General features: G+C 61.6%; 19 protein-coding genes. 12 read left to right on the top strand and 7 right to left on the bottom strand.

All coding sequences use genetic code 11. The features are described from left to right. Window positions 1-33: 33 nt before the first annotated feature. A complete protein-coding gene (locus tag WIR04_RS15960; RefSeq protein WP_338888214.1) occupies window positions 34-759 on the bottom strand; it encodes a carbonic anhydrase in 726 nt (241 codons plus the stop codon). A 449-nt stretch (window positions 760-1,208) separates the two neighbouring features. Here WIR04_RS15960 and WIR04_RS15955 point away from each other — a divergent pair, with 449 nt between their 5' ends. The 3 genes from WIR04_RS15955 to WIR04_RS15945 all read left to right on the top strand — a co-directional run bounded on the left by WIR04_RS15955 (window position 1,209) and on the right by WIR04_RS15945 (window position 3,772). Next, the gene (locus WIR04_RS15955) at window positions 1,209-2,186 is read left to right on the top strand and encodes a cytochrome-c peroxidase (protein WP_338888212.1); all 978 of its coding nucleotides are present in this window, start codon (window positions 1,209-1,211) and stop codon (window positions 2,184-2,186) included. Window positions 2,187-2,428: 242 nt separating this feature from the next. Then, window positions 2,429-3,184: a DNA/RNA non-specific endonuclease gene (locus tag WIR04_RS15950; protein WP_338888211.1), complete on the top strand. Its 756-nt coding sequence runs from the start codon at window positions 2,429-2,431 to the stop codon at window positions 3,182-3,184. 240 nt (window positions 3,185-3,424) lie between these two features. After that, the gene (locus WIR04_RS15945) at window positions 3,425-3,772 is read left to right on the top strand and encodes a DUF2541 domain-containing protein (protein WP_338892605.1); all 348 of its coding nucleotides are present in this window, start codon (window positions 3,425-3,427) and stop codon (window positions 3,770-3,772) included. Window positions 3,773-3,805: 33 nt separating this feature from the next. Here the strand turns inward: WIR04_RS15945 and mog are convergent, their stop codons facing one another. Next, complete coding sequence (gene mog / locus WIR04_RS15940) at window positions 3,806-4,336, bottom strand: molybdopterin adenylyltransferase (protein WP_025325984.1); 531 nt, start codon at window positions 4,334-4,336, stop codon at window positions 3,806-3,808. 403 nt (window positions 4,337-4,739) lie between these two features. On the opposite strand from mog, the gene WIR04_RS15935 reads away from it, so the two are divergent. The 7 genes from WIR04_RS15935 (at window position 4,740) to proX (ending at window position 11,018) form a co-directional block, all read left to right on the top strand. Next, window positions 4,740-5,078: a DUF3135 domain-containing protein gene (locus tag WIR04_RS15935; protein ID WP_163137383.1), complete on the top strand. Its 339-nt coding sequence runs from the start codon at window positions 4,740-4,742 to the stop codon at window positions 5,076-5,078. A 221-nt stretch (window positions 5,079-5,299) separates the two neighbouring features. Next, window positions 5,300-6,112: a threonine/serine exporter family protein gene (locus tag WIR04_RS15930; RefSeq protein ID WP_338888208.1), complete on the top strand. Its 813-nt coding sequence runs from the start codon at window positions 5,300-5,302 to the stop codon at window positions 6,110-6,112. A gap of 115 nt (window positions 6,113-6,227) precedes the next feature. Then, entirely contained in the window at window positions 6,228-6,695 is a 468-nt protein-coding gene (locus tag WIR04_RS15925; RefSeq protein WP_025325987.1) for a threonine/serine exporter family protein, read from the top strand. A gap of 24 nt (window positions 6,696-6,719) precedes the next feature. Beyond that, entirely contained in the window at window positions 6,720-7,214 is a 495-nt protein-coding gene (gene folA, locus WIR04_RS15920) for a type 3 dihydrofolate reductase (RefSeq protein WP_338888206.1), read from the top strand. A gap of 464 nt (window positions 7,215-7,678) precedes the next feature. Further along, window positions 7,679-8,875 carry a glycine betaine/L-proline ABC transporter ATP-binding protein ProV gene (gene proV / locus WIR04_RS15915; RefSeq protein WP_338888205.1) on the top strand — a complete coding sequence of 399 codons (1,197 nt, stop codon included), beginning with the start codon at window positions 7,679-7,681 and terminating at the stop codon, window positions 8,873-8,875. After that, the gene (gene proW / locus WIR04_RS15910) at window positions 8,872-10,017 is read left to right on the top strand and encodes a glycine betaine/L-proline ABC transporter permease ProW (protein WP_338888203.1); all 1,146 of its coding nucleotides are present in this window, start codon (window positions 8,872-8,874) and stop codon (window positions 10,015-10,017) included. Before proV ends, proW begins: the two co-directional genes overlap by 4 nt. Next, window positions 10,014-11,018 (top strand): glycine betaine/L-proline ABC transporter substrate-binding protein ProX, encoded by a 1,005-nt coding sequence (gene proX / locus WIR04_RS15905; protein ID WP_338888201.1) that lies wholly within the window; start codon window positions 10,014-10,016, stop codon window positions 11,016-11,018. The genes proW and proX overlap by 4 nt, the downstream gene beginning before the upstream one ends. 96 nt (window positions 11,019-11,114) lie before the next feature. On the opposite strand, the gene WIR04_RS15900 is transcribed toward proX, so the two are convergent. The 3 genes from WIR04_RS15900 to WIR04_RS15890 are packed head-to-tail and all read right to left on the bottom strand — an operon-like array spanning window position 11,115 to window position 15,425. Then, the gene (locus tag WIR04_RS15900; RefSeq protein WP_338888199.1) at window positions 11,115-11,921 is read right to left on the bottom strand and encodes a phosphoadenylyl-sulfate reductase; all 807 of its coding nucleotides are present in this window, start codon (window positions 11,919-11,921) and stop codon (window positions 11,115-11,117) included. Beyond that, the gene (gene cysI, locus WIR04_RS15895; RefSeq protein WP_338888197.1) at window positions 11,911-13,635 is read right to left on the bottom strand and encodes an assimilatory sulfite reductase (NADPH) hemoprotein subunit; all 1,725 of its coding nucleotides are present in this window, start codon (window positions 13,633-13,635) and stop codon (window positions 11,911-11,913) included. The genes WIR04_RS15900 and cysI overlap by 11 nt, the downstream gene beginning before the upstream one ends. Next, window positions 13,635-15,425, bottom strand: coding sequence for an assimilatory sulfite reductase (NADPH) flavoprotein subunit (locus tag WIR04_RS15890; RefSeq protein ID WP_338892603.1), 1,791 nt, complete (start codon window positions 15,423-15,425; stop codon window positions 13,635-13,637). The genes cysI and WIR04_RS15890 overlap by 1 nt, the downstream gene beginning before the upstream one ends. Before the next feature lie 185 nt (window positions 15,426-15,610). On the opposite strand from WIR04_RS15890, the gene WIR04_RS15885 reads away from it, so the two are divergent. Continuing rightward, on the top strand, window positions 15,611-16,411 hold the full coding sequence (locus WIR04_RS15885; protein WP_420883427.1) for a PhzF family phenazine biosynthesis protein: 801 nt from the start codon (window positions 15,611-15,613) through the stop codon (window positions 16,409-16,411). A 114-nt stretch (window positions 16,412-16,525) separates the two neighbouring features. Here WIR04_RS15885 and lysS read toward each other — a convergent pair whose 3' ends face one another. After that, entirely contained in the window at window positions 16,526-18,064 is a 1,539-nt protein-coding gene (gene lysS / locus WIR04_RS15880; RefSeq protein WP_338888195.1) for a lysine--tRNA ligase, read from the bottom strand. Window positions 18,065-18,084: 20 nt separating this feature from the next. After that, window positions 18,085-19,183, bottom strand: a protein-coding gene (gene prfB / locus WIR04_RS15875) for a peptide chain release factor 2 (RefSeq protein ID WP_148297608.1) whose coding sequence is annotated in 2 segments (ribosomal slippage) — window positions 18,085-19,107 and window positions 19,109-19,183 — 1,098 coding nt in all. Because the reading frame shifts where the segments join, the coding sequence is not laid out codon by codon here. A gap of 255 nt (window positions 19,184-19,438) precedes the next feature. Between prfB and WIR04_RS15870 the strand changes: the two genes are divergently transcribed. Continuing rightward, complete coding sequence (locus tag WIR04_RS15870; RefSeq protein WP_163154310.1) at window positions 19,439-21,310, top strand: methyl-accepting chemotaxis protein; 1,872 nt, start codon at window positions 19,439-19,441, stop codon at window positions 21,308-21,310. Window positions 21,311-21,490: the final 180 nt, after the last annotated feature.

The raw sequence follows: 21,490 nt of genomic DNA, 5'->3' as shown, positions 1-21,490 counted from the left end.
TCTTTTTATTGCGAAAATCGCTTACATAAAACCCTATTGCAGCACTAGGCGCCCGTTGAGAGGCTGGACGGGTCTGTTGTTGGGGTGGTGCATCACCGCCTTGAAGGCGTCGATCTGGGCCTGACTCACCTGCACCGGCTGCTTCATCACCAGCCAGCGCACTCCTTCCGAGCAGGGCGGTGTGGTCAGCGAGCCGCTGAAGCGGTAGTAGTCGCGCTGGGTGGGTAGCAGTTGCTCTGCCGAGAGCGGCACCTTGAGGGCGCGAGTTTCCCCGGCCTTGGTCGGCAGCGCCTGCCAGGTCTGGCTCAGGGCCGGGTTGGCGCTGCCCGGTTCGAACATCACGGCGATCACCGCCAGCTCCCCCTTGTCATTGGCGTGGACCAGGTGCCCCTCCAGGGGGTAGGACTTGCCCTCGATGAGGTTTTCGCTGGGAGCGTGGAAGTGGAACTGCTTGAGCTCAAAGCGTATACCGTCGAGCTGCAGGGTGCTGCCGGGGGCATAGTTGACCTGCACAGTATGGCCGTTGTTGACCAGGGTCTTGCCACCCGGCAGGTAGTGGAACTGCAGCGGCGCCAGCTCGGCCTCCACCAGAGCCGTGAGGTTGACAGGCGACTGGTTGCTGCCGGCGCACTGGCCAAACTCCGGGGTCAGCCTGGCCCATTGGGCCGGGCCGGCCTCGCCACTGTATTCCCAGTGCACAGTGGCGGCGAAGGCGGTGGGGCAGAGCAGCAAGGCGCCGGCCAGCAGGGACTTTCTCATCATACATCCTTATCTTGATTGAAAAGCACAACCATTCGCTTCCTTGAATAAGTGAAGGAATAACAAATGGCATCGTCTGAAATAAGGGAAACAGCGGCTCAGACCGGCTTCTTTATTATTGGTGACGACAGCTGCCCATATTTATGATGCATATTAAATGAATCTAATTAATGGGCGACCGCCACTGCATATTGAATAATCGCTTTATTCAATGACAGCAATCTAATTAATGGGCTGTCGTTGTCGATGAATTAGCTCATAATTCACTCATCGAAATTCAGCTTGTTTTTACCTCGCAAGTCCCCGCCGTTATTCCGTCTTAAATAAATCAATTCATTGTTTTTGTTGTGGTTTTTTGTAGCCAATATTGATCTTGGGCAAATAAAAGACAGCCTTTCCCGGGCAGGCTGAGGCTGCGATTGTTCGCAGACTCAAGGGAGAGAAAAAAGATGAATAAATATTGTCTGCTGCTGGCACTGGCCTTGCCCGGGATGGGGTGGGCGAGTGAGCCGATACAAGCGGTCGAGGCCGCCAAGGTGAAAGACCCGGCGAAAGTCGAGCTGGGCAAGATGCTGTTCTTCGAGCCCAGACTGTCAAAATCCAATGCCATCTCCTGCAACTCCTGCCACAACCTGGCAACCGGCGGGGTGGACAATCAGGTCAGCTCCCTCGGCCACAAGTGGAAGGAGGGGCCGATCAACTCCCCGACCGTGCTCAACTCCAGCCTCAACTTCGTGCAGTTCTGGGATGGTCGCGCCAAGGATCTCAAGGAACAGGCGGCCGGGCCCATCGAGAACCCGCTGGAGATGGCCTTTACCCACAAGCTGGCGGTGGGCACCCTGCACACCCTGCCCGAGTACCGCGCCCGCTTCGATGCCGTCTATGGCAAGGCGGACTTTGGTATAGATGAAGTCACCGATGCCATCGCCGCCTTCGAGGAGACCCTGATCACCCCCAATGCCCCCTTCGATCGCTGGCTCAAGGGGGACGGCAAGGCGCTGACGGCGCAGCAACTGAAGGGGTACCAGCTGTTCAAGGAGAAGGGCTGCACCGCCTGCCACAACGGGGTCGCCATAGGTGGCAACTCCTTCCAGAAGATGGGGCTGGTCAAGCACTACCAGACCGACAACCCGGCCCAGGGACGCGGCGCCGTGACCGGCGAGCCGCAGCTCATCGGCTGGTTCAAGGTGCCCACCCTGCGCAACATAGCGCTGACCTACCCCTACTTCCACGACGGCGCCGTCTGGGATCTCAAGGAGGCGGTGCAGATCATGGCGGACATCCAGCTCGGCCAGCGCCTGAGCGAGCAGGAGGCCGACGACATGACCGCCTACCTCGAGAGCCTGACCGGGGAGCAGCCGCAGATAGTGCTGCCCATACTGCCGCCGTCCCGGCCCGATACCCCCAGGCCTGAGGTGAAGAGCTGAGCTACATGAGGAGAGTGGCGGAGCCGGTAGCTCCGCTTTTTGTCTGCCTATCTATCTGATAACCAAGTCAAAGTGCTTTCCTGTCACAGCGAGGACGGGATGGCAATCCCCCAGCTGGCGACAGGGATTTCACCGATCTGCCGCCCCCCTCACATTTCCGCACTGCTCGCTATTTGTGCGATTGCCTTGCTCATCCGACCTGGTGTCAAATCACTCCGCCTAACACAAGGAGTGGCATAATAATGAATAATATCAATAAATTAGTTCTGGCTATCGGATTTACTCTCACCACTTTCCCGACCCTGGCGGCGGGCTTTCAGTGCAAGGATCACGTTGCCCTGGGAGTGCCTGGTCAATCCAGTCAGCTGTTATGCCGGGAGGGCTATGCCGCCGGTTACAACTACGACACCAAGGTCTCTGAATGGGTCTCTTACCGGATGACGGCGACCAGCGCCCAGGGGCAGGTGCCGCGCAAGGATGCCTTCGCCGAGGACAAGGAGGTGCCGGTGCAGTACCGCGCCACCCTGGCGGACTACAAGGGCTCGGGCTTTGATCGCGGCCATCAGGCGCCCGCGGCGGACATGCGCTCCACCGCCACCACCATGAAGCAGAGCTTCCTGCTGACCAACATGACCCCGCAGCTGCCGGCGCTCAATCAGGGGGCCTGGCGCATCCTGGAGGAGAAGACCCGGCAGTGGGCCATCGCCTATGAGAATGTCCAGGTGATCACGGGCCCCATCTTCACCAACTCCGATGGCGCCATCGGCAACGGCGTGACTGTGCCCCACGCCTACTACAGGGTGGTGATGGATGTGGCCAATCAGGAAGCCATCGCCTTCATCCTGCCCCAGGAGAATGTGTCGGCCAGCCGGCTTGCGGACTACATAGTGACTGTGGATGCGGTGGAGGAGCAGACCGGGCTCGATTTCTTCACCGCGCTGCCGGATGAGGCGGAAGAGGCCATGGAATCCCAGCTGATGACCATGTGGGGCAACTAGTCTCCCCAGAGGTGATGACGGGGGCCTGAGTCCCCGCCATCACAGGTCCCGGGCCTGAGGTGCCATCATCGGCATGAGCCTCGCCTGGCTATTGCCTTGCCTCCTGGTACAGCTCCAGTACAGCTTGGGTTTGGCTATGGGCCCTTATCATGCCCCCTTTTTTCAGGAGGCATAATGTCAGCTCTGTTTTCTCTTCATCTCTCATCCCCCTTTACCCGCGCCTTGCGCATCCTGGTGCCGATGGCGCTGCTCGGCGGGGTTGTGCCCCCGGCCATGGCCGATGATGAATTTCGGCTGGGCAAGACCATGCTGCTGGGGGTGGGCGACCATCCTGCCATCATTCCCGTCATCATCTGTCGTCCGGCCAAGTCCATCATGGTCAAGGCGGGGCGGGAGCTGACCCTGGACAGGGTCAAGGTGATCTATGGCAATGACCGCAGCAAGACACTGCACTTTGACAAGAACCTGAAAGAGGATCAGGAGTCCGGCTGGAAGTCCCTCGGCAGCCGGGTCTGCATCAAGCGGATCGAGGTTTATGGCAATTCGGAAGGGAGCAAGGCGGGGGTCCAGGTGTACGGCCGCAAGTAAGAGAGGGGCGGGGGCTTAACATCCCCCGTCCATTTACTTCTTGGGGCGGAATGGCTTGATGACGGCTTCGTCGCACTCGAGATAGGGCCCGTCCATCAGGTCGATGCAGTAGGGGATGGCGGGGAAGACCGCATCCAGGCACTCGCGGATGGACTTGGGCTTGCCCGGCAGGTTGACGATGAGGGAGCTGCCGCGCAGGCCGGCGGTCTGGCGTGACAAAATGGCGGTGGGCACGAACTTGAGTGACTCGGCCCGCATCAGTTCGCCAAAGCCCGGCATCATGCGATCGCACACGGCTTCGGTGGCTTCCGGCGTCACATCCCGCTTGGCCGGCCCTGTGCCGCCCGTGGTGACGATGAGGCAGCATGACTCCTCATCCGCCAGCCGAACCAGGGTCGCCTCAATCTGATCCTGCTCATCCGGGATCACCTGATAGACGGGTTCCCACTCCGAGGTCAGATAGGCGTCAAGGGTGTCGATGATGGCCTTGCCGGAGAGATCTTCATAGATGCCCGCGCTGGCGCGATCGCTGACGGTGACTATACCGATTCTTGCCTTGCTCATGCTCAACCCTTGGTCATTGGAAAAAGTGGTAAATAAAATAACATAATCAGTGAGATATGTTAAACCACCGGCTTGGGTGCGACACGGAAAGGCTTGAATTGAGAGTCGAACGAAAAGCAGATCTATTCGCTATCGATGAATAGGGAATAAGAAGAGCCATAAAAGCCTTTAAAATTTATAAAAAAAGTGACGCATGGGGCATCATTATAATTTCATGAATCCTAAAGAATTAATCTTTCCTCTCGCCCGATATCCGCCTGCTGGATGAAAAAGCGGACTCCTGTGACTCGGAGCCGACAGACCCAAAATCCCCACCATCTTATATAACCTTCCTATGGACAGCGAAATGATGTGCCGGGCGTGGTCGCACTTGGATGTGGGAGGCGTCTGGCCAGGAGGGGATATGGAGCTGCCAGATTTTGATACGCTCAAACACTGGGCTCTGGCCGAGCCGGAGCGGCTCGATGCCTTGCTGCATCAGCAGATAGAGGCCCTGATCGCCCAGGTGGGGCCGGATCGGCAGCGGCGGTTGCGGGGCCTGCAGTTTCGCATCGATTGCCAGCGCCGTCTGGCCAGGAACAATCTCGACAGCTGCATCCGGATTGCCAACATGATGCACGACTCCGTGTATGCCATGCGCCGTCACATCATTCAGCTGCAGGAGACGTCTCTGGCGCAAGCCGAAGAGAGGCTGCCACCAGACAATGTGATAGTGCTGGCGGATCATCCGAGGAATAAATAATTTATTGGCCGCCACCCTGTTCCGTTATTTTCAATATTTTCTTCGGCACAAGCCACCCGATGTTAATAAACAGGGTGGTTTGTTTTTTATTTGCTGCAAATTCTCATTGCGCACTCATTTAATAACATGGCGGCCAGCTAAATCCACAGATATGGATGAAGGAATATAACGCTTAGGGTAATATCTCGGCACATTTCATCTTGCTACGACTCTAAGGGATTATGAGAAGTATCACACCAAGAAGGGTGCTGTCGCGGGAGCAACAGACAGAGATCACCCGGATCATCGTCAAGGTGGGTCAGTTGCTGGCCCAGCATGGTGCCGAGGGGCGCATCATAGAGCAGACCACTGTCCGGCTTGGGTTGGCGCTGGGGCTGGAGAGTGTCGAGATGGCCATCTCCGCCAGTGCCATAGTGCTCACCAGCCTCTATCAGGGGAGCTGCGTCACCACCACCCGCCGGGTACGGGATCAGGGGATCAACATGCAGGTGGTGTGCGAGGTCCAGCGCATCTGCATCATGGCTGAGAAGGAGCTGATCGGTGTGAGGGAGGTGCGCCAGCGGCTCGACGGCATAGTGCCGTTCCATTACCACCCCTGGCTGGTGGTGCCCATGGTGGGGCTCTCCTGCGGCGCCTTCAGCCTGCTGTTCGGCGGCGACTGGCCCATTTTCCTGGTGACCTTCGTCGCCGCTGCGGTGGCGATGCGAGTGCGCCAGCTGATGGCTCGCCATCACCACAGCCCGCTCATCAACTTCGCCGCGACCGGCTTCGTCGCCACCCTGATCGCCTCCTGCGCCACCTACTTCCAGTGGGGAGACCAACCCTATCTCGCCATGGCGGCCAGCGTCTTGCTGCTGGTGCCGGGTTTTCCGCTCATCAATGCGGTTTCCGACATGGTGAAGGGCTACTTCAACCTGGGGCTGGCCCGTTGGGGCATGGCGACCCTGCTCACCATCAGCGCCGTCATCGGCATAGTGCTGGCCATGTCGGTCACCGGGATCTGGGGCTGGAAGCTGTGGTGGAACTCCATATGAAAGTCAATGACGCTATCCGCGCTCGAAGCGGGGACATAGGGCTCCGTTTCGGTGCCACTAGTGTGAGTCTTGGGCCAGGGCCTCGTCTGGTGGTCTTGGCGGGAGGGGGGCGACCATGATGGAACTACTCTTGCTGCTCGCCAGGGATGCGTTCTGGTCTGCCATACCGGCGGTCGGCTTCGCCATGCTGTTCAACGTGCCGCCGAGGATGCTGAAGTATTGCGCCATGGGGGGCGCCCTGGCCCACAGCCTGCGCACCCTGCTCGTTCATTACGGCATGCCCATAGAGTGGGCTACTCTGGCGGCGTCTACCACTGTAGGTTTTGTCTGCGTTTACTGGTCGAAGCGCCTGCTGGCACCGCGTCCCGTGTTCAGCGTGGCCTCCATCATCCCCATGATCCCGGGTGTCTATGCGTTCAAGACCATGATCGCCGTGGTGGAGCTCAACATCTCGGGGGTGACCACCGAGCTTATCCATCACGCCGTGACCAACGGCCTCAAGGTGCTCTTTATCGTGGGGGCCCTCAGTTTCGGTTTGGCGATCCCCTCTTTGGTCGTGTACCGTAACCGGCCCATTGTCTGAGACAGGCTGCAAGAGGCTGAACCCATGCACATTTCCATGATTGCCGCCATGGCGCACGATCGCGTGATTGGCCTGGACAACCAGATGCCCTGGCATCTGCCCGCCGATCTGGCCCACTTCAAGCGGGTGACGCTTGGCAAGCCGGTGCTGATGGGGCGCAAGACCTTCGAGTCCATAGGTCGCCCGCTGCCCGGGCGCCGCAACCTGGTGATCAGCCGCAATCCCGACTATCGCGCAGAGGGGGTGGAGGTGGTCGATTCGGTCGAGGCCGCGCTCGCCTTGCTGGCAAGGGGCGAGAAAGTGGATGAGCTGATGGTGATAGGGGGGGGTCATCTCTATGACCAGCTGCTGCCCCGGGCCGACAGGCTCTATCTGACCCGGATCGATCTGGCGGTGGCAGGGGATACCCGCTTCCCCGCCTTCGATGAGGTGGACTGGGTGCGCACCGAGAGCGATCCCCATCAGCCCGACGAGAAAAACCCTCATCCTTACTGCTTCGAAACCTGGCAGCGACGCTGATCCCTCCCGTCAGCAAGGCCCCTCCAATCCGAGGGGCTTTTTTTTGCGACTTCGCCGCCGCGTCCCGCACCGGTTCCTGCCCTGCTCAATCCTCCCCTCAATCTCCCCCTTCACAGGGGTTAAATATGATTAGCGTTGTAATCATTTTGTGAGTGTCGATGGAAAGGGGCCTCTGTCCGGGAGTTACCCTCATTCGCGCCTCTCAGCCGACTGAACCTACCCATCAAATGGCTAAAAAATGGACTTTATATGCAGTAATTTCATATTTGTCCGATCTTTTTCGGTCATCTGTTGAATTTTTGCTTCTTAAAATATGTGATAAAAATCAGTTCCTTATGACTTGGCTTTCTTTGTGAGACTCTTATGGTTCTTTTGTTTATGCGGGAAATTGCTTAGTGTTAAAATTAATTGGTTCGCGTCCGGCAGCAGGAACAGCAATATGCCGGCCATAAAAAAAGGACAGTATGACAGTCAAACTCGAAGTGAAATCGCTCTATAAAATCTTCGGAGAACATCCGGAAAAAGCGTTCAAATTGCTGGCGAAAGGGCACGACCGCGCCAGCATTCTGCAAAAGACCGGGCAGACCCTGGGGGTCCAGGATGTCAATCTGGCCATCAACGAAGGGGAGATCTTCGTGGTGATGGGTCTCTCCGGCTCGGGCAAGTCCACCCTGGTGCGTCTCTTCAACCGGCTGATCGAGCCGACCCGCGGCCAGGTGCTGATCGATGGCGAGGACATCGCCGCCATTTCGGAGCGCGAACTGCGCCAGGTGCGGCGCAAGAAGATCAGCATGGTGTTCCAGTCCTTCGCCCTGATGCCCCACCTGAGCGTGCTGGAAAACACCGCCTTCGGGCTGGAGCTGGCCGGGGTGCCGCTGGCGGAGCGCCAGCAGAGCGCCCGTCAGGCGCTCCATCAGGTGGGTCTGGGGCAGTGGATCGACGCCTTCCCCGACGCCCTCTCCGGCGGCATGAAGCAGCGGGTCGGCCTGGCCCGGGCGCTGGCCAATGATCCCGACATACTGCTGATGGACGAGGCCTTCTCCGCGCTGGATCCCCTGATCCGTACCGAGATGCAGGACGAGCTGCTCAAGCTGCAGGCGAGCCAGCAGCGCACCATCGTCTTCATTTCCCACGATCTGGACGAGGCGATGCGCATCGGCGATCGCATCGCCATCATGCAGGACGGCCAGCTGGTGCAGGTGGGTACCCCCGACGAGATCCTGAACCAGCCCGCCAACGACTATGTGCGCGCCTTCTTTCGCGGGGTGGATCTCGCCAACGTCTTCAGCGCCCGGGATGTGGCGAGCCGCAAGCAGATGCCGCTTATCAAGAAACACACCACGGACGGGCCGGGCAATGCCCTGCGCCAGCTCAAGGAGCTGGAGCGGGAGTACGGCTATGTGGTGGATCGCAGCCGCCGCTTCCTCGGGGTGGTCTCGGTGGAGTCGCTCGGTCAGGCGGTCCGTGACAAGGGGAGCCTGGAGCAGGCGCTGCTGGCGGACATCCAGCCCATTCTGGCCGACACCGCCCTCAACGAACTCATCAGCCAGGTGGCCGCAGCACCCTGCCAGGTACCCGTGGTCGAGGAGGATGGCACCTATCTGGGACTCATCTCCAAGGCCAATCTGCTCAACACCCTGGACAGGAGTACCCCGCTATGAATTTGATCCCTCACCGTCTGCTGGCCGGCTTGCTGGCGCTGTTGCTATTGACGAGCGCTCCCGCCTGGGCCGACGAGGCGCAGGCCGATCCCTGGGGCGCTGCGACCACCACCACAGCCGAGGATCCCTGGGGCAGTACGGCCACAGAGGCGGCAGACTGGCAGAACCAGATCGCAGTCGTCGATAACAGTGCCGCCGTCGACTGGCTGGATCCCTTCCAGCAGGCCCTGGTGCCGCTGGATACCTGGGTCGAGGGGGGCATCGGCTGGCTGGTGGAGAACCTGCGGCCCTTGTTCCAGCTGGTCCGCGCCCCTGTGGCGCTGGCCCTGGGGGCCATGACCCAGCTGCTGCAGACGGTCCCCTCCACCCTGATGATGGGGCTCTTGACCCTGATCGCCTGGCAGCTGGTGGGCGGCCGCATGGCGCTCGGCACCCTTGTTTCTCTGGTGATGATTGGCCTTATCGGCGCCTGGTCCGATGCCATGGTGACCCTGTCGCTGGTGCTGACCTCCCTCTTCTTCTGCGTACTGATAGGCTTGCCGGTCGGCATTCTGCTGGCCCGCAGCGAGCGGCTCTCCACCTGGACCCGGCCGTTGCTGGATGCTATGCAGACCACCCCGGCCTTCGTCTACCTCATCCCCATCGTCATGCTGTTTGGCATCGGCAACGTGCCCGGGGTGGTGGTGACCGTCATCTTCGCCCTGCCGCCGATGATCCGTCTCACCATGCTGGGGATCCGCCAGGTGCCCGCTGACCTGGTGGAGGCGGCCCACTCGTTCGGTGCCAGCCCCTCCCAGCTGCTGTTCAAGGTGCAGCTGCCGCTCGCCATGCCCACCATCATGGCCGGGGTCAACCAGACCCTGATGCTGGCGCTTTCCATGGTGGTGATCGCCTCCATGATAGCGGTCGGCGGTCTGGGGCAGATGGTGCTGCGCGGCATAGGGCGCCTCGACATGGGGCTCGCCTCCATCGGTGGCCTCGGCATAGTGCTGCTGGCCATAGTGCTCGATCGACTGACCCAGGCGATGGGACAGCCGGATCGCAGCCGGGTCGGCCGCTGGTATCAGCGCGGCCCCGTCGCCCTGCTGCTGCGCCTGTGTGGCCGCGGCAAATCCCTCGATTACAAAGGAGTAGAAGCATGAAACAGATCACCAAAGGATTGACCCTGAGCGCCCTGCTGCTGAGTTCCCTCGCCATGGCCAGCACGGCGCTGCCGGGGGAGGGGGTCAAGGTGCAGCCCCTGCAGAGCTCCTTGCCTGAGGAGGCCTTCCAGAGCCTGCTGGTCAGCAAGCTGATGGGCCGCCTCGGCTACGAGGTGCAGCCCGCCCAGGAGGTGGATTACAACGTGGCCTACGCCTCGGTGGCGCAGGGGGACGGCACCTTCCTCGCCTTCAACTGGATACCGCTGCAGGACAACAAGTACGAGCAGGCGGGGGGGGGCAAGGTGTTCTTCCGTCAGGGCACCTATGTGGCCGGCGCCGCCCAGGGCTACCTCATCGACAAGAAAACAGCGGCCCGGTACGGCATCACCAACCTGGGCCAGCTCAAGGATCCCAAGCTGGCGGCGCTGTTTGACGGCGACGGGGACGGCAAGGCCGATCTGGTGGGCTGCAACCCGGGCTGGGGCTGCGAAGGGGCCATCAACCATCATCTGGACGAGTTCGGTCTGACCCCGACCGTCACCCACAAGCAGGGCAACTACGCGGCCCTGATCGCCGATACCCTGGCCCGATACCAGGCCGGCAAGCCGGTGCTCTACTACACCTGGACCCCCTACTGGCTCAGCAGCGAGCTGGTGCCGGGCAAGGACGTGGTGTGGCTGGAGGTGCCCGCCGATGCCAAGGAGGCGGCCAAGACCCGGCTGCCCAACGGCAAGAACTACGGCTTTGCCGTCAACACCATGCACATAGTCGCCAACAAGGCCTTCACCGATGCCAACCCGGCGGCGGCCAAGCTGTTCAGCATCGTCAAGCTGTCGTTGAACGACATCAACATCCAGAACGGCCTGATGAACAAGGGACAGAACAAGCCGGCGGATGTGGAACGCCACGCCGATGCCTGGCTCAAGGGACACGAGGCCCTGGTCAATGACTGGCTGACCCAGGCGCGCGCCGCCGCGGCACAAGGCAACTCTGCGGGCTAAGGCCCCCTCCGGCGCGGCCCAGTCCATGGATGTCAGCAAGCAAAACGCCCGGCCATTGCCGGGCGTTTTTTTATGGTCAGCCGCTTGTACCCGGGATCAGATGCCGGATCCGTCGTGCTCGCCACTCTCCTCGTGCAGGCCGCACTCGCGCTTGAGGCCGAAGAAGCGAGTCTGCTCCTCGCTCATGCCCGGCTCCCACTTGGTGGTGGTGTGCACATCGCCCACCGAGAGGTAGCCCTGCTCCCACAGGGGGTGGTAGGGCAGATCGTGCTCCTTGAAGTAGTAGAAGACGTCCTTGTTGCGCCAGTCGATCACCGGCAGGAACTTGAAGCGGCCGCGCTGTATGGCCAGCACCGGCAGCTTGCCGCGACTGCCCGCCTGCTCCCGGCGCAGGCCGGAGAACCAGGTGCGGGCGCCGAGCTCGCTCAGAGCGCGGTCCATGGGCTCCACCTTGTTGAGCTGGTTGTAGCGGGTGATCCCCTCCACCCCCTGCTCCCACAAGAGGCCGAAGCGGGCCTCCTGCCAGGCCGGGCTGAGTTCGGCCCGGTAGATCTTCAGGTTGAGGCTGAGCCGCTCGGTCAACTCATCGATAAAGCGGTAGGTCTCGGGGAAGAGATAGCCGGTATCGGTCAGCACCACCGGCACATCGGCACGCTCGCGGCTCACCAGGTGCAGCATCAGCGCCGCCTGGATGCCGAAGCTCGACGACAGCACATGTTCCCCCGGCAGATTCGCCAGCGCCCAGCGCACCCGCTCGGAGGCGCTCATGGCGTCCAGCTCCCGGTTGAGGGGGGCCAGTGCCTCGGTCTGCTGCTCCCGGCCGAGGGCCAGCAGGGCGTCGAGGTCGAGTCTGCCATCGGCGGTCAGTGTCAGCCGCCCGCTATCAGTCAGTTCAGGCTGCATAGAAGTCCCTCGCGGAGTCGATGACGGGCGCAATCACCCCGACCCGGATCACGAAGTCGCCGAAGCACTCGTTCGGGTTGCGCTCCTTGGCCCATCGGCCGATCAGGGCATCCAGCTCCGCCAGGATCTGCGGCTCTGTGATGTTCTCCTGATGGAGGCGCGGAATGCGGGTTCCCTCCAGGTTGCCCCCCAGGTGCAGGTTGTAGCGGCCGGGGGCCTTGCCCACCAGACCGACTTCCGCCAGCATGGCGCGGCCGCAGCCGTTGGGGCAGCCGGTGACCCGGAAGATGATGGCGTCATCCGCCAGGGCGTGCTTGGCCAGCAGACCTTCGATGTCGGTGACGAAGGCCGGCAGCATGCGCTCGGCCTCGGCCATCGCCAGCGGGCAGGTGGGCAGGGCTACGCAGGCCATGGACTGCTTGCGTTGCTCGCTCACGCCGTCGTCCAGCAGACCGTACTGGCGCGCCAGGGCTTCGATGCGCGCCTTCTCACCGGCGGGCACCCCGGCGATGATGAGGTTCTGGTTGGCGGTGAGACGGAAATCCCCCTGATGGATCTTGGCGATCTCCAGCATGCCGGTCTTGAGGGGCTTGCCCGGGAAGTCCAGCAGGCGGCCGTTCTCGATGAAGAGGGTGAGGTGGTGCTTGCCGTCTATCCCCTCCACCCAGCCGAAGCGATCCCCACGGCTGGTGAACTCATAGGGGCGAACCGGCCCGAACTGGATGCCGGCGCGGCTCTCCACCTCGGCTTTGAAGGCCTCGACACCGACCCGTTCCAGCGTGTACTTGGTCTTGGCGTTCTTGCGGTTGACCCTGTTGCCCCAGTCACGCTGGGTGCTGACCACGGCGGCCGCCACTTCCAGCACGTGGGAGAGCGGGATGAAACCGAAATCGCTCGCCTTGCGCGGGTAGGTGCTGGTGTCGCCATGGGTCATGGCGAGACCCCCGCCCACCAGCACGTTGAAGCCCACCAGCTTGCCGCCATCTGCGATGGCCACGAAGTTGAGATCGTTGGCGTGGATGTCCACGTCGTTGTGGGGCGGGATCACCACTGTGGTCTTGAATTTGCGCGGCAGGTAGTTGGAACCCAGGATCGGCTCCTCGTCACCGCCCAGCTTCTCGCCGTCCAGCCAGATCTCCACGTAGGCGCGGGTCTTGGGCAGCAGGTGCTCGGAGATCTTCTTGGCCCACTCGTAGGCCTCCTGGTGCAGCTCGGACTCCACCGGGTTGCTGGTGCAGAGTACGTTGCGGTTCACGTCGCCGGCGGTGGCGATGGAGTCGATGCCGGTGCTGTTGAGGGTCTGGTGCATCAGCTTGATGTCGCGCTTGAGCACGCCATGGAACTGGAAGGTCTGGCGGGTGGTGAGGCGAATGCTGCCGTAGAGGCTGTGCTCCTCGGCGAACTTGTCGATCACCTGCCACTGGGCCGGGGTGATGATGCCGCCCGGCAGGCGGGCACGCAGCATGACGTTGTGCAGGGGCTCCAGCTTCTGGGCGGCGCGCTCCGGGCGGATGTCTCTGTCATCCTGCTGATACATGCCGTGGAAGCGGATCAGCTGGAAGTTGTCGCCATTGAAGCCACCGGTGAGTGGATCCTGCAGATCCTCGGCGATGGTGCCGCGCAGGAAGTTGCTCTCGCGCTTGAGGCGTTCGTTGTCGGACAGTGGCCCTTCAACCGGTCCTGCTGCTTGTTTCGAGATTGGTTGCTTGCTCATCAGTAGACATCCCTTTGATAACGTTTGGCACGACGCAATTCGCTCAAATACTCTTCTGCTTCTTCACGGCTCTTGTGGCCATGTTCGGCAATCACCTCCAGCAGGGCCTCCTGCACATCCTTCGCCATGTGATTGGCGTCGCCGCACACATAGAAGTGAGCACCTGCTTCCAGCCACTGGTAGAGCTCCTGCCCCGCTTCGCGCAGGCGATCCTGCACATAGATCTTGTTGGCCTGATCCCGGCTGAAGGCGAGCGAAATCTTCGACAGCAGGCCGGATTTCACATAACGCTGCCACTCCACCTGATAGAGGAAGTCCTGGGTGAAGTGGGGGTTGCCGAAGATGAGCCAGTTCTTGCCCGAGGCACCCAGCGCCTCACGCTCCTGCATAAAGGCGCGGAAGGGGGCTATGCCGGTGCCCGGACCCACCATGATGACGGGGGTATCGGGATTGGCCGGCAGGCGGAAGTTGTCGTTGTGCTCGACGAACACCCTGACCTCGGCATCCTCGGCCAGGCGGTCCGCCAGATAGGAGGAGGCGCCGCCAGATCGCACTGTGCCATCTTCCTGCGGGTAGCGCACCACGCCGACTGTCAGGTGTACCTCTTCCTCCACCTCGCTCTGGGCGGAGGCGATGGAGTAGAGGCGCGGGGTCAGCGGGCGCAGCAGGCTGACAAGCTGATCCGCACTCAGGGAGGAGGGGAAGCGCTTGAGCACGTCCACCACCTGGGCGCTGGCCACCAGGGCGTTGACCTGGGCCTTGTCGCCGGCCAGATCCTTGAGCGCCGCATTGCCCGATATCTCGGCCAACCCGGTGATAAAGCCGCCGTGCAAGCGGGTCAGCTCGAAGTGGCGGGTCAGGGCCGCACACAAGGGGCCCTGTGCGGTGGTTTCATCGCCGGAGAGGCCGGTCAGGGCCAGTACTTCGCCCACCAGATCGGCGTCATTGTCGAACCAGATGCCGAGGGCATCACCCGGCTGATAAGTGATGCCGGACTCTTCCAGGTTGATCTCGATGTGGCGTATGTCCTTGGTGGAGTCGCGGCCGGTGATCTTCTGATTGACCGAGAGCCGTGCCGGGAAGGGGTTCTCCTTGTGATACTGGCTGTGGCCGACGGCTTGCTGCACCGAGCCGGCTACGCTGGCGGTCGCGGCCCCTGCGGACAGGGTGGCGGCGACGGCGTTGACCGCCTGCTCGCCCCAGGCCTTGGCAGCGTCCTGATAGTCCACATCGAGGCTAGCGATCTCATGAATGCGCTCGGCCCCCGCTTTTGACAGGAAGTCGTCGAAGTCCTTGCCGGTCTGGCAGAAGAATTCGTAGGAGCTGTCACCCAGCCCCAGCACGGCGAACTTGAGTCCTTCGAGTTTGCCTATCTTGCCTTTTTTAAGCTGCTCGAACAGATCCACCGCGCTCTCCGGCGGCTCCCCCTCCCCGTAAGTGCTCACTATCACCAGCAGATGGCTCTCTTTCTTGAGCTGCTTGGGTTTGTAGTCCGCCATCGAGGTGAGGGTCACCGGCAGGCCGCGCGCCTCGGCCTGTGCCTTGATGGCGCTGGCCACGCCCTTGGCGTTGCCGGTCTGGGAGCCGTAGAGAATGGTCAGGCTGTCACCGGGGGCGGCCACGGCGGCGCTGGGGGCGACGCTCTGGACGCCTGACTTGGAGAGGCCGTAGAGATAACCGCTCACCCAGGCGAGTTGCTGGGTATTGAGGGTCGACAAGACCTGATTCAGCTGGCGCTGCTGCTCGTCAGAGAGCGGGCTTATGGTGGGTATTGGGGCTGTCAATTGCATCACACATGTCTTCCATGGTCTGATTTTTGGTCAGGTTAAGGGGTGCAATGAATAACAACAAAGAATAAAAATATCTTCTTTATGCGATTTATGAATTTATAAAGCCGAAATCCGCCTCAGCGGCTCCCCGGCTGTGGTATAAAAATCGCAATATTGAGTCCCCCTTCGCCTCTCAGGATCTGCCGATGTCCAGACTGTTCCATGTCAATGCCTTCAGCCAGCACCCCTTCGGGGGCAACCCCGCCATCGTCGTATTGGGGCAGGAGCGCAGCGATGCCGAGCTGCAGTCCATGGCGGCGGAGTTCAACCTCTCGGAGACCGCCTTCCTCAGCCCCCTAGGGGAGGCGCACTATCGGTTGCGCTGGTTTACCCCGACGGTCGAGGTGGATCTCTGCGGTCACGGCACCCTGGCGGCCGCCCATGTGCTGTGGCAGACCGGGGCTGTGGCTCGCTCCCAGGTGTTGCGCTTCGCGACCCGCAGCGGCCTGCTGGAGGCCAGCGCCGAGGGGGAGTGGATTCGGCTCGACTTTCCGCGTATCCCCCTTGCTCCGCTGACATTGGCTCCCGCCTATGCCGAGGCCCTCGGCTGCACGCCGCTGCAGACCCTGGCCGCCGGTGCCAAGTTCCTGCTGGTGCTCGGCTGCGAAGAAGAGGTACAGGCGCTCAAGCCGGACTTCCACGCCCTGCGTGCCCTGCCTGGCCGCGGTCTGATGGTGACGGCGCCGTCGAGGGATCCGGACCATGACTTTGTCTCCCGTTACTTCGCCCCCTGGGTCGGGGTGGAGGAAGATCCCGTCACCGGCTCCAACCACTGTGCCCTGGTGCCCTTCTGGGCCGAGCGACTCGGCAAGGCGCAGTTGCGGGCGCGCCAGATCTCCGCGCGGGGCGGGGAGCTGGTGCTCGAGTTGCAGGGGGATAGGGTGTGGATGTCGGGACAGGCGCTGACCCTGTGGCAGGGGGAGTGGTTGCTGCCGCCCGCCCCATAAGTCGCCAGCCGGGCGAACCCTGTTCGCAGCTTTAGTCTTTGCCATAAAAAACGCCCCGCAGTTGCGGGGCGTTTTCAGTGCCATCGGGCATCAGGCCAGGCCTGAGGCGATCGCTTATTTCTGTTGCGGGCGCAGGGCCGGGAACAGGATGACGTCGCGGATGGTGTGGCTGTTGGTGAACAGCATCACCAGACGGTCGATGCCAATGCCCTGACCGGCAGTGGGCGGCAGGCCGTGTTCCAGCGCGGTGACGAAGTCGGCGTCGTAGAACATGGCTTCGTCGTCGCCCGCTTCTTTCTGGTTCACCTGATCCTGGAAGCGCTTGGCCTGATCTTCCGCATCGTTCAGCTCGGAGAAGCCGTTGGCCAGCTCGCGGCCACCGATGAAGAACTCGAAGCGATCGGTCACGTCCGGGTTCTGGTCGTTGCGGCGGGCCAGGGGGGAGACGGCAGCCGGGTACTCGGTGATGAAGGTCGGTTGCAGCAGCATGTGCTCAACGGTCTCTTCGAAGATGGCGGTGATCACATGGCCCAGCTCCCAGCCCTTCATCAGCTCGATGTGCAGACGCTTGGCGACGGCCTTGGCGCTCTCCAGGGTGGCCAGATCGTCCTGGGTCACATCCGGGTTGAACTTGAGGATGGACTCGACCATGGTGAGACGCTGGAACGGCTGACCGAAATCGATGGTCAGGCCCTCTTCGCCCTCTTTGGCGTAACGGATCTTGGTGTCACCCAGGATGTCCTGGGCCAGGGTGCGCAGCAGCTCCTCGGTCAGGTCCATCAGATCGATGTAGTCGGCGTAGGCCATGTAGAACTCGATCATGGTGAACTCGGGGTTGTGACGCACCGAGATCCCTTCGTTACGGAAGTTGCGGTTGATTTCGTACACGCGCTCGAAACCACCGACCACCAGACGCTTCAGATAGAGCTCGGGGGCGATACGCAGGTACATGTCGATGTCCAGCGCATTGTGGTGGGTGACGAAGGGACGTGCGGAGGCACCACCCGGGATGACCTGCATCATGGGGGTTTCCACTTCCATGAAGCGCTTCTCGTTGAAGAACTTGCGGATGCCGGCAACCACCTGGGTGCGGATCATGAAGGTCTTGCGGGACTCTTCGTTGGCGATCAGATCCAGGTAGCGCTGACGGCAGCGGGCTTCCTGGTCGGTCAGGCCCTTGTGCTTCTCGGGCAGCGGACGCAGTGCCTTGGTCAGCAGGCGGATTTCTCCCACATGGACGGAGAGCTCGCCGGTGTTGGTGCGGAACAGCGTCCCTTCGACACCGACGATGTCACCCAGGTCCCACTTCTTGAACTGCTCGTTGTAGAAGCCTTCCGGCAGGTCGTCACGGGTCACGTAGATCTGGATCTTGCCAGCCATGTCCTGCAGGGTAGCGAAGGAAGCCTTGCCCATGATCCGGCGGGTCATGATACGACCGGCAATCTTCACCCGTTTATTCAAGGCCACCAGCTCGTCGGCGCTCTTGTCGCCAAACTCGGCGTGCAGATCGCCGGACAGGCTGTCACGACGGAAGTCGTTGGGGAAAGGGTTGCCCTGGGCGCGCAAGGCGGCCAGCTTGGAGCGACGCTCAGTCATCTCGTTGTTCAGTTCGAGAGTCTGGTCGACTTCCGGAGTAGTGGTTTGTTCAGACATGGTGATTCCTGCTGCTCTGTTTACAGGCCTGATTTCAGGCTGGCTTCGATAAACTTGTCCAAGTCGCCGTCGAGTACCGATTGGGTATTGCGGGTCTCGACGCCGGTGCGCAGATCCTTGATACGGGAGTCATCCAGTACGTAGGAGCGGATCTGGCTGCCCCAGCCGATGTCGGACTTGGTCTCTTCGAGGGCTTGCTTCTCAGCGTTCTGCTTCTGAATTTCCAGCTCGTAGAGCTTGGCCTTCAGCTGCTTCATACACTGATCTTTGTTCTTGTGCTGGGAACGGTCGTTCTGGCACTGCACCACCACACCGGTGGGGACGTGGGTGATACGCACCGCGGACTCGGTCCGGTTGACGTGCTGACCACCGGCACCGGAGGCGCGGTAGACGTCGATGCGCAGATCCGCCGGGTTGATCTCGATCTCGATGTCGTCATCGATTTCGGGATAGACGAAGACGGAGCAGAACGAGGTGTGGCGACGGCCACCGGAATCGAATGGCGACTTGCGAACCAGACGGTGTACGCCGGTCTCGGTGCGCAGCCAGCCGAAGGCATACTCGCCGGTGAACTTGATGGTGGCGGACTTGATGCCGGCCACGTCGCCTTCCGAGCACTCGATGAGCTCGGGCTTGTAGCCGTGGGCATCGCCCCAGCGCAGGTACATGCGCAGCACCATGTTGGCCCAGTCCTGGGCCTCGGTGCCACCGGAACCGGACTGGATGTCGATGTAGCAGTCGGAGCCGTCGTGCTGACCGGAGAACATGCGACGGAATTCGAGATCCACCAGCTTGGCTTCCAGCTGATCGGCTTCGACGATGGCCTCGTTGAAGGTCTCCTCGTCTTCGCCTTCCACCGCCAGGCTGACCAGCATCTCGACGTCATCGACACCCTGGGTCAGGGTATCGATGGTGTTGACCACGTTGTCCAGCGACACGCGCTCCTTGCCCAGCGCCTGTGCGCGCTCCGGCTCATTCCAGACATCCGGCTGTTCCAGCTCGGCATTGACCTCTTCTAGACGCTCTTTCTTGGCGTCATAGTCAAAGGTACCCCCTAAGCAGCTCGGTCCTCTCAGACAGCTCCTTAAGCTTGTTTAATACAGGATTGACTTCAAACATCGTGAAAACTCTCGGGGTCGATGTGATTTAAAAACGGGATATTCTAGCCAATTGCGGAAGGAATAAACAGGGTTGGCTGGCCCCGGCCGCCTTCTGTCACCGATTTCGGAGGCTATTTTGTGCTTTCTTGCAGAAAATATCGCCAGCCGCGCCATTCTCCGCTTCAGTTTTGTGCGCCTTGGCCGCTAACAACAACATGGAGTGCCGCGCACTTTTCGAGTAATCCTGTTCCTGACCCCACAAGAAGAAAGCACGATGAAAAACCTATCACTCAAGCAGAAGATACTGTTGTCTGTGGTGATCGCCCTCTCCCTGGTGATCCTGCTGCTCTCCTGGCAGAGCTACAGCAGCCAGAAGTCCCTGTTGCTGCAAGGCAGTCAGGAACAGGTGCAGCGCCTCGGCAGCCAGCAGGCCGCCAGCGTCAGTGACTGGCTCGCCGCCCGTCGCGATGTCATCCAGGCCCTTGGCAACAAGGCTGGCCCCGACCCCCTCAACGCCCTGCAACAGGCGCAAGTTTCCGGCCGTTTCCAGCTCACCTATTTCGGTGAGGGCAGCGGCAAGATGAACGACTCGGATCCCTCCATCAACCGTGACGGCTATGATCCCCGCTCCCGTGGCTGGTATCAGGAAGCCATGGCCAAGGGCGGCATGATAGTGACCAAGCCCTACCTGGACGTGGCTTACAACGTCATGGTGGTGACCCTGGCCCAACCGGCCCAGGGCGGCGTGGTCGGCGGCGATCTCTCCATCGCCTCCCTGGTGGAGGATGTCACCAAGATGGCCCTGCCGGCGGACGGTGTCGCCATCCTGATGCACAAGGACGGCACCGTCATCGCCTATAAAGACGCGGCCAAGGCGATGAAGCCCGCCAGCGAGATCGACAACGATCTCTCCAATGCCCTGATCGAACAGAGCAAGAGCAGCAACAGCCTGCTCCCCGCCTATTTTGACAACGAAGGCCGCGACAAGCTGCTGTGGGCGACCGACATCCCGAACACCGACTGGGAGCTGGTGCTGGTGCTGGACAAGGCCACCCTGGAGGCGCCGCTCTCCTCCCTGCTGATGACCCAGCTCGGCCTGGCCCTGCTGGTGCTGGTGGGCAGCATCATCGCCATCTCCTGGCTGGTCAGCCTGCTGCTTGGCCCCCTCGGCAAGGTTTCCCAGGCCCTGGCCCGCATCGCCGACGGTAACGGCGATCTGACCCAGCGCATCAAGATCGATGCCAATGACGAGGTGGGCCAGCTGGCCAACAGCTTCAACCGTTTCGTCGGCAGCCAGCACCAGCTGATCGGCAATATCCGCCAGCTCGCCAACGAGCTGAATGCCGATGCGGAGCGCAGCCTGGTGACCAACCAGGCCGCGGTGGAAGAGTTGCAGCGTCAACAGCAGGAGGTGACCATGGTCGCCACTGCGGTCACCGAGATGGCGAGCGCCACCATGGAGATCGCCGGCAACGCCGAGAACACCGCCGCCGCCGCTCAGCAATCCGCCCAGAGCAGCGAGCAGGGCAAGATGCTGGTGAACCAGACTCGTCAGTCCATCAACAACCTGGCCGAGGAGGTGGGTCAGGCCACCGGCGTCATCGGCGAGCTGAGCCGTCACGCCCAGGCCATCTCCGGCATCCTCTCCACCATTCAGGGCATCGCCGAGCAGACCAACCTGCTGGCGCTGAACGCGGCCATCGAAGCGGCCCGTGCCGGTGAGCAGGGTCGCGGCTTCGCCGTGGTGGCGGACGAGGTGCGGGTGCTGTCGCGCCGTACCCAGGACTCCACCCAGGAGATCCAGTCCACCATCGAGACCCTGCAGCAGACCACGGCCCGTGCGGTCAGCCTGATGCAGACCAGCCAGGGCTTGGCCGACAACAGTGTGAAGGACGCCGATGCCGCGGCCGCCGCGCTGGAAGAGATCACCCAGGCCGTCTCCCTCATCTCCGACATGGCGGGTCAGATCGCCACCGCCGCCGAGGAGCAGACCCAGGTGACCGGCGAGATCACCCAGAACACCACCGCCATCAAGGATGTGAGCGACGAGATCACCGCCGCCGCCATGCGGGATTTGGATCAGGCGCACCACCTCAAGGGGCGTGCCACCAATCTGAACCAGCAGGTCTCGACCTTTATCCTGTAAGAAAGGGTCGAGAAGCGGCGCCACTGCGGCGCCCGATGTAAAAAGCCCCGCACTGGAGTGCGGGGCTTTTTGTTGTCCGTCATCCGGCCAGGGCTGTGATGCGCCCTGGCTGACTGTCGCCGCGTGGGGCAGAGTCCCCGACCCGATGAGAACCAATGGTGGCGGGAGAGCGCCAGCAAA

The sequence above is a fragment of the Aeromonas rivipollensis genome (assembly GCF_037811135.1).
In the GTDB taxonomy this organism is placed as follows: domain Bacteria; phylum Pseudomonadota; class Gammaproteobacteria; order Enterobacterales; family Aeromonadaceae; genus Aeromonas; species Aeromonas rivipollensis.
This window is presented reverse-complemented; position numbering and strand designations above follow the sequence as displayed.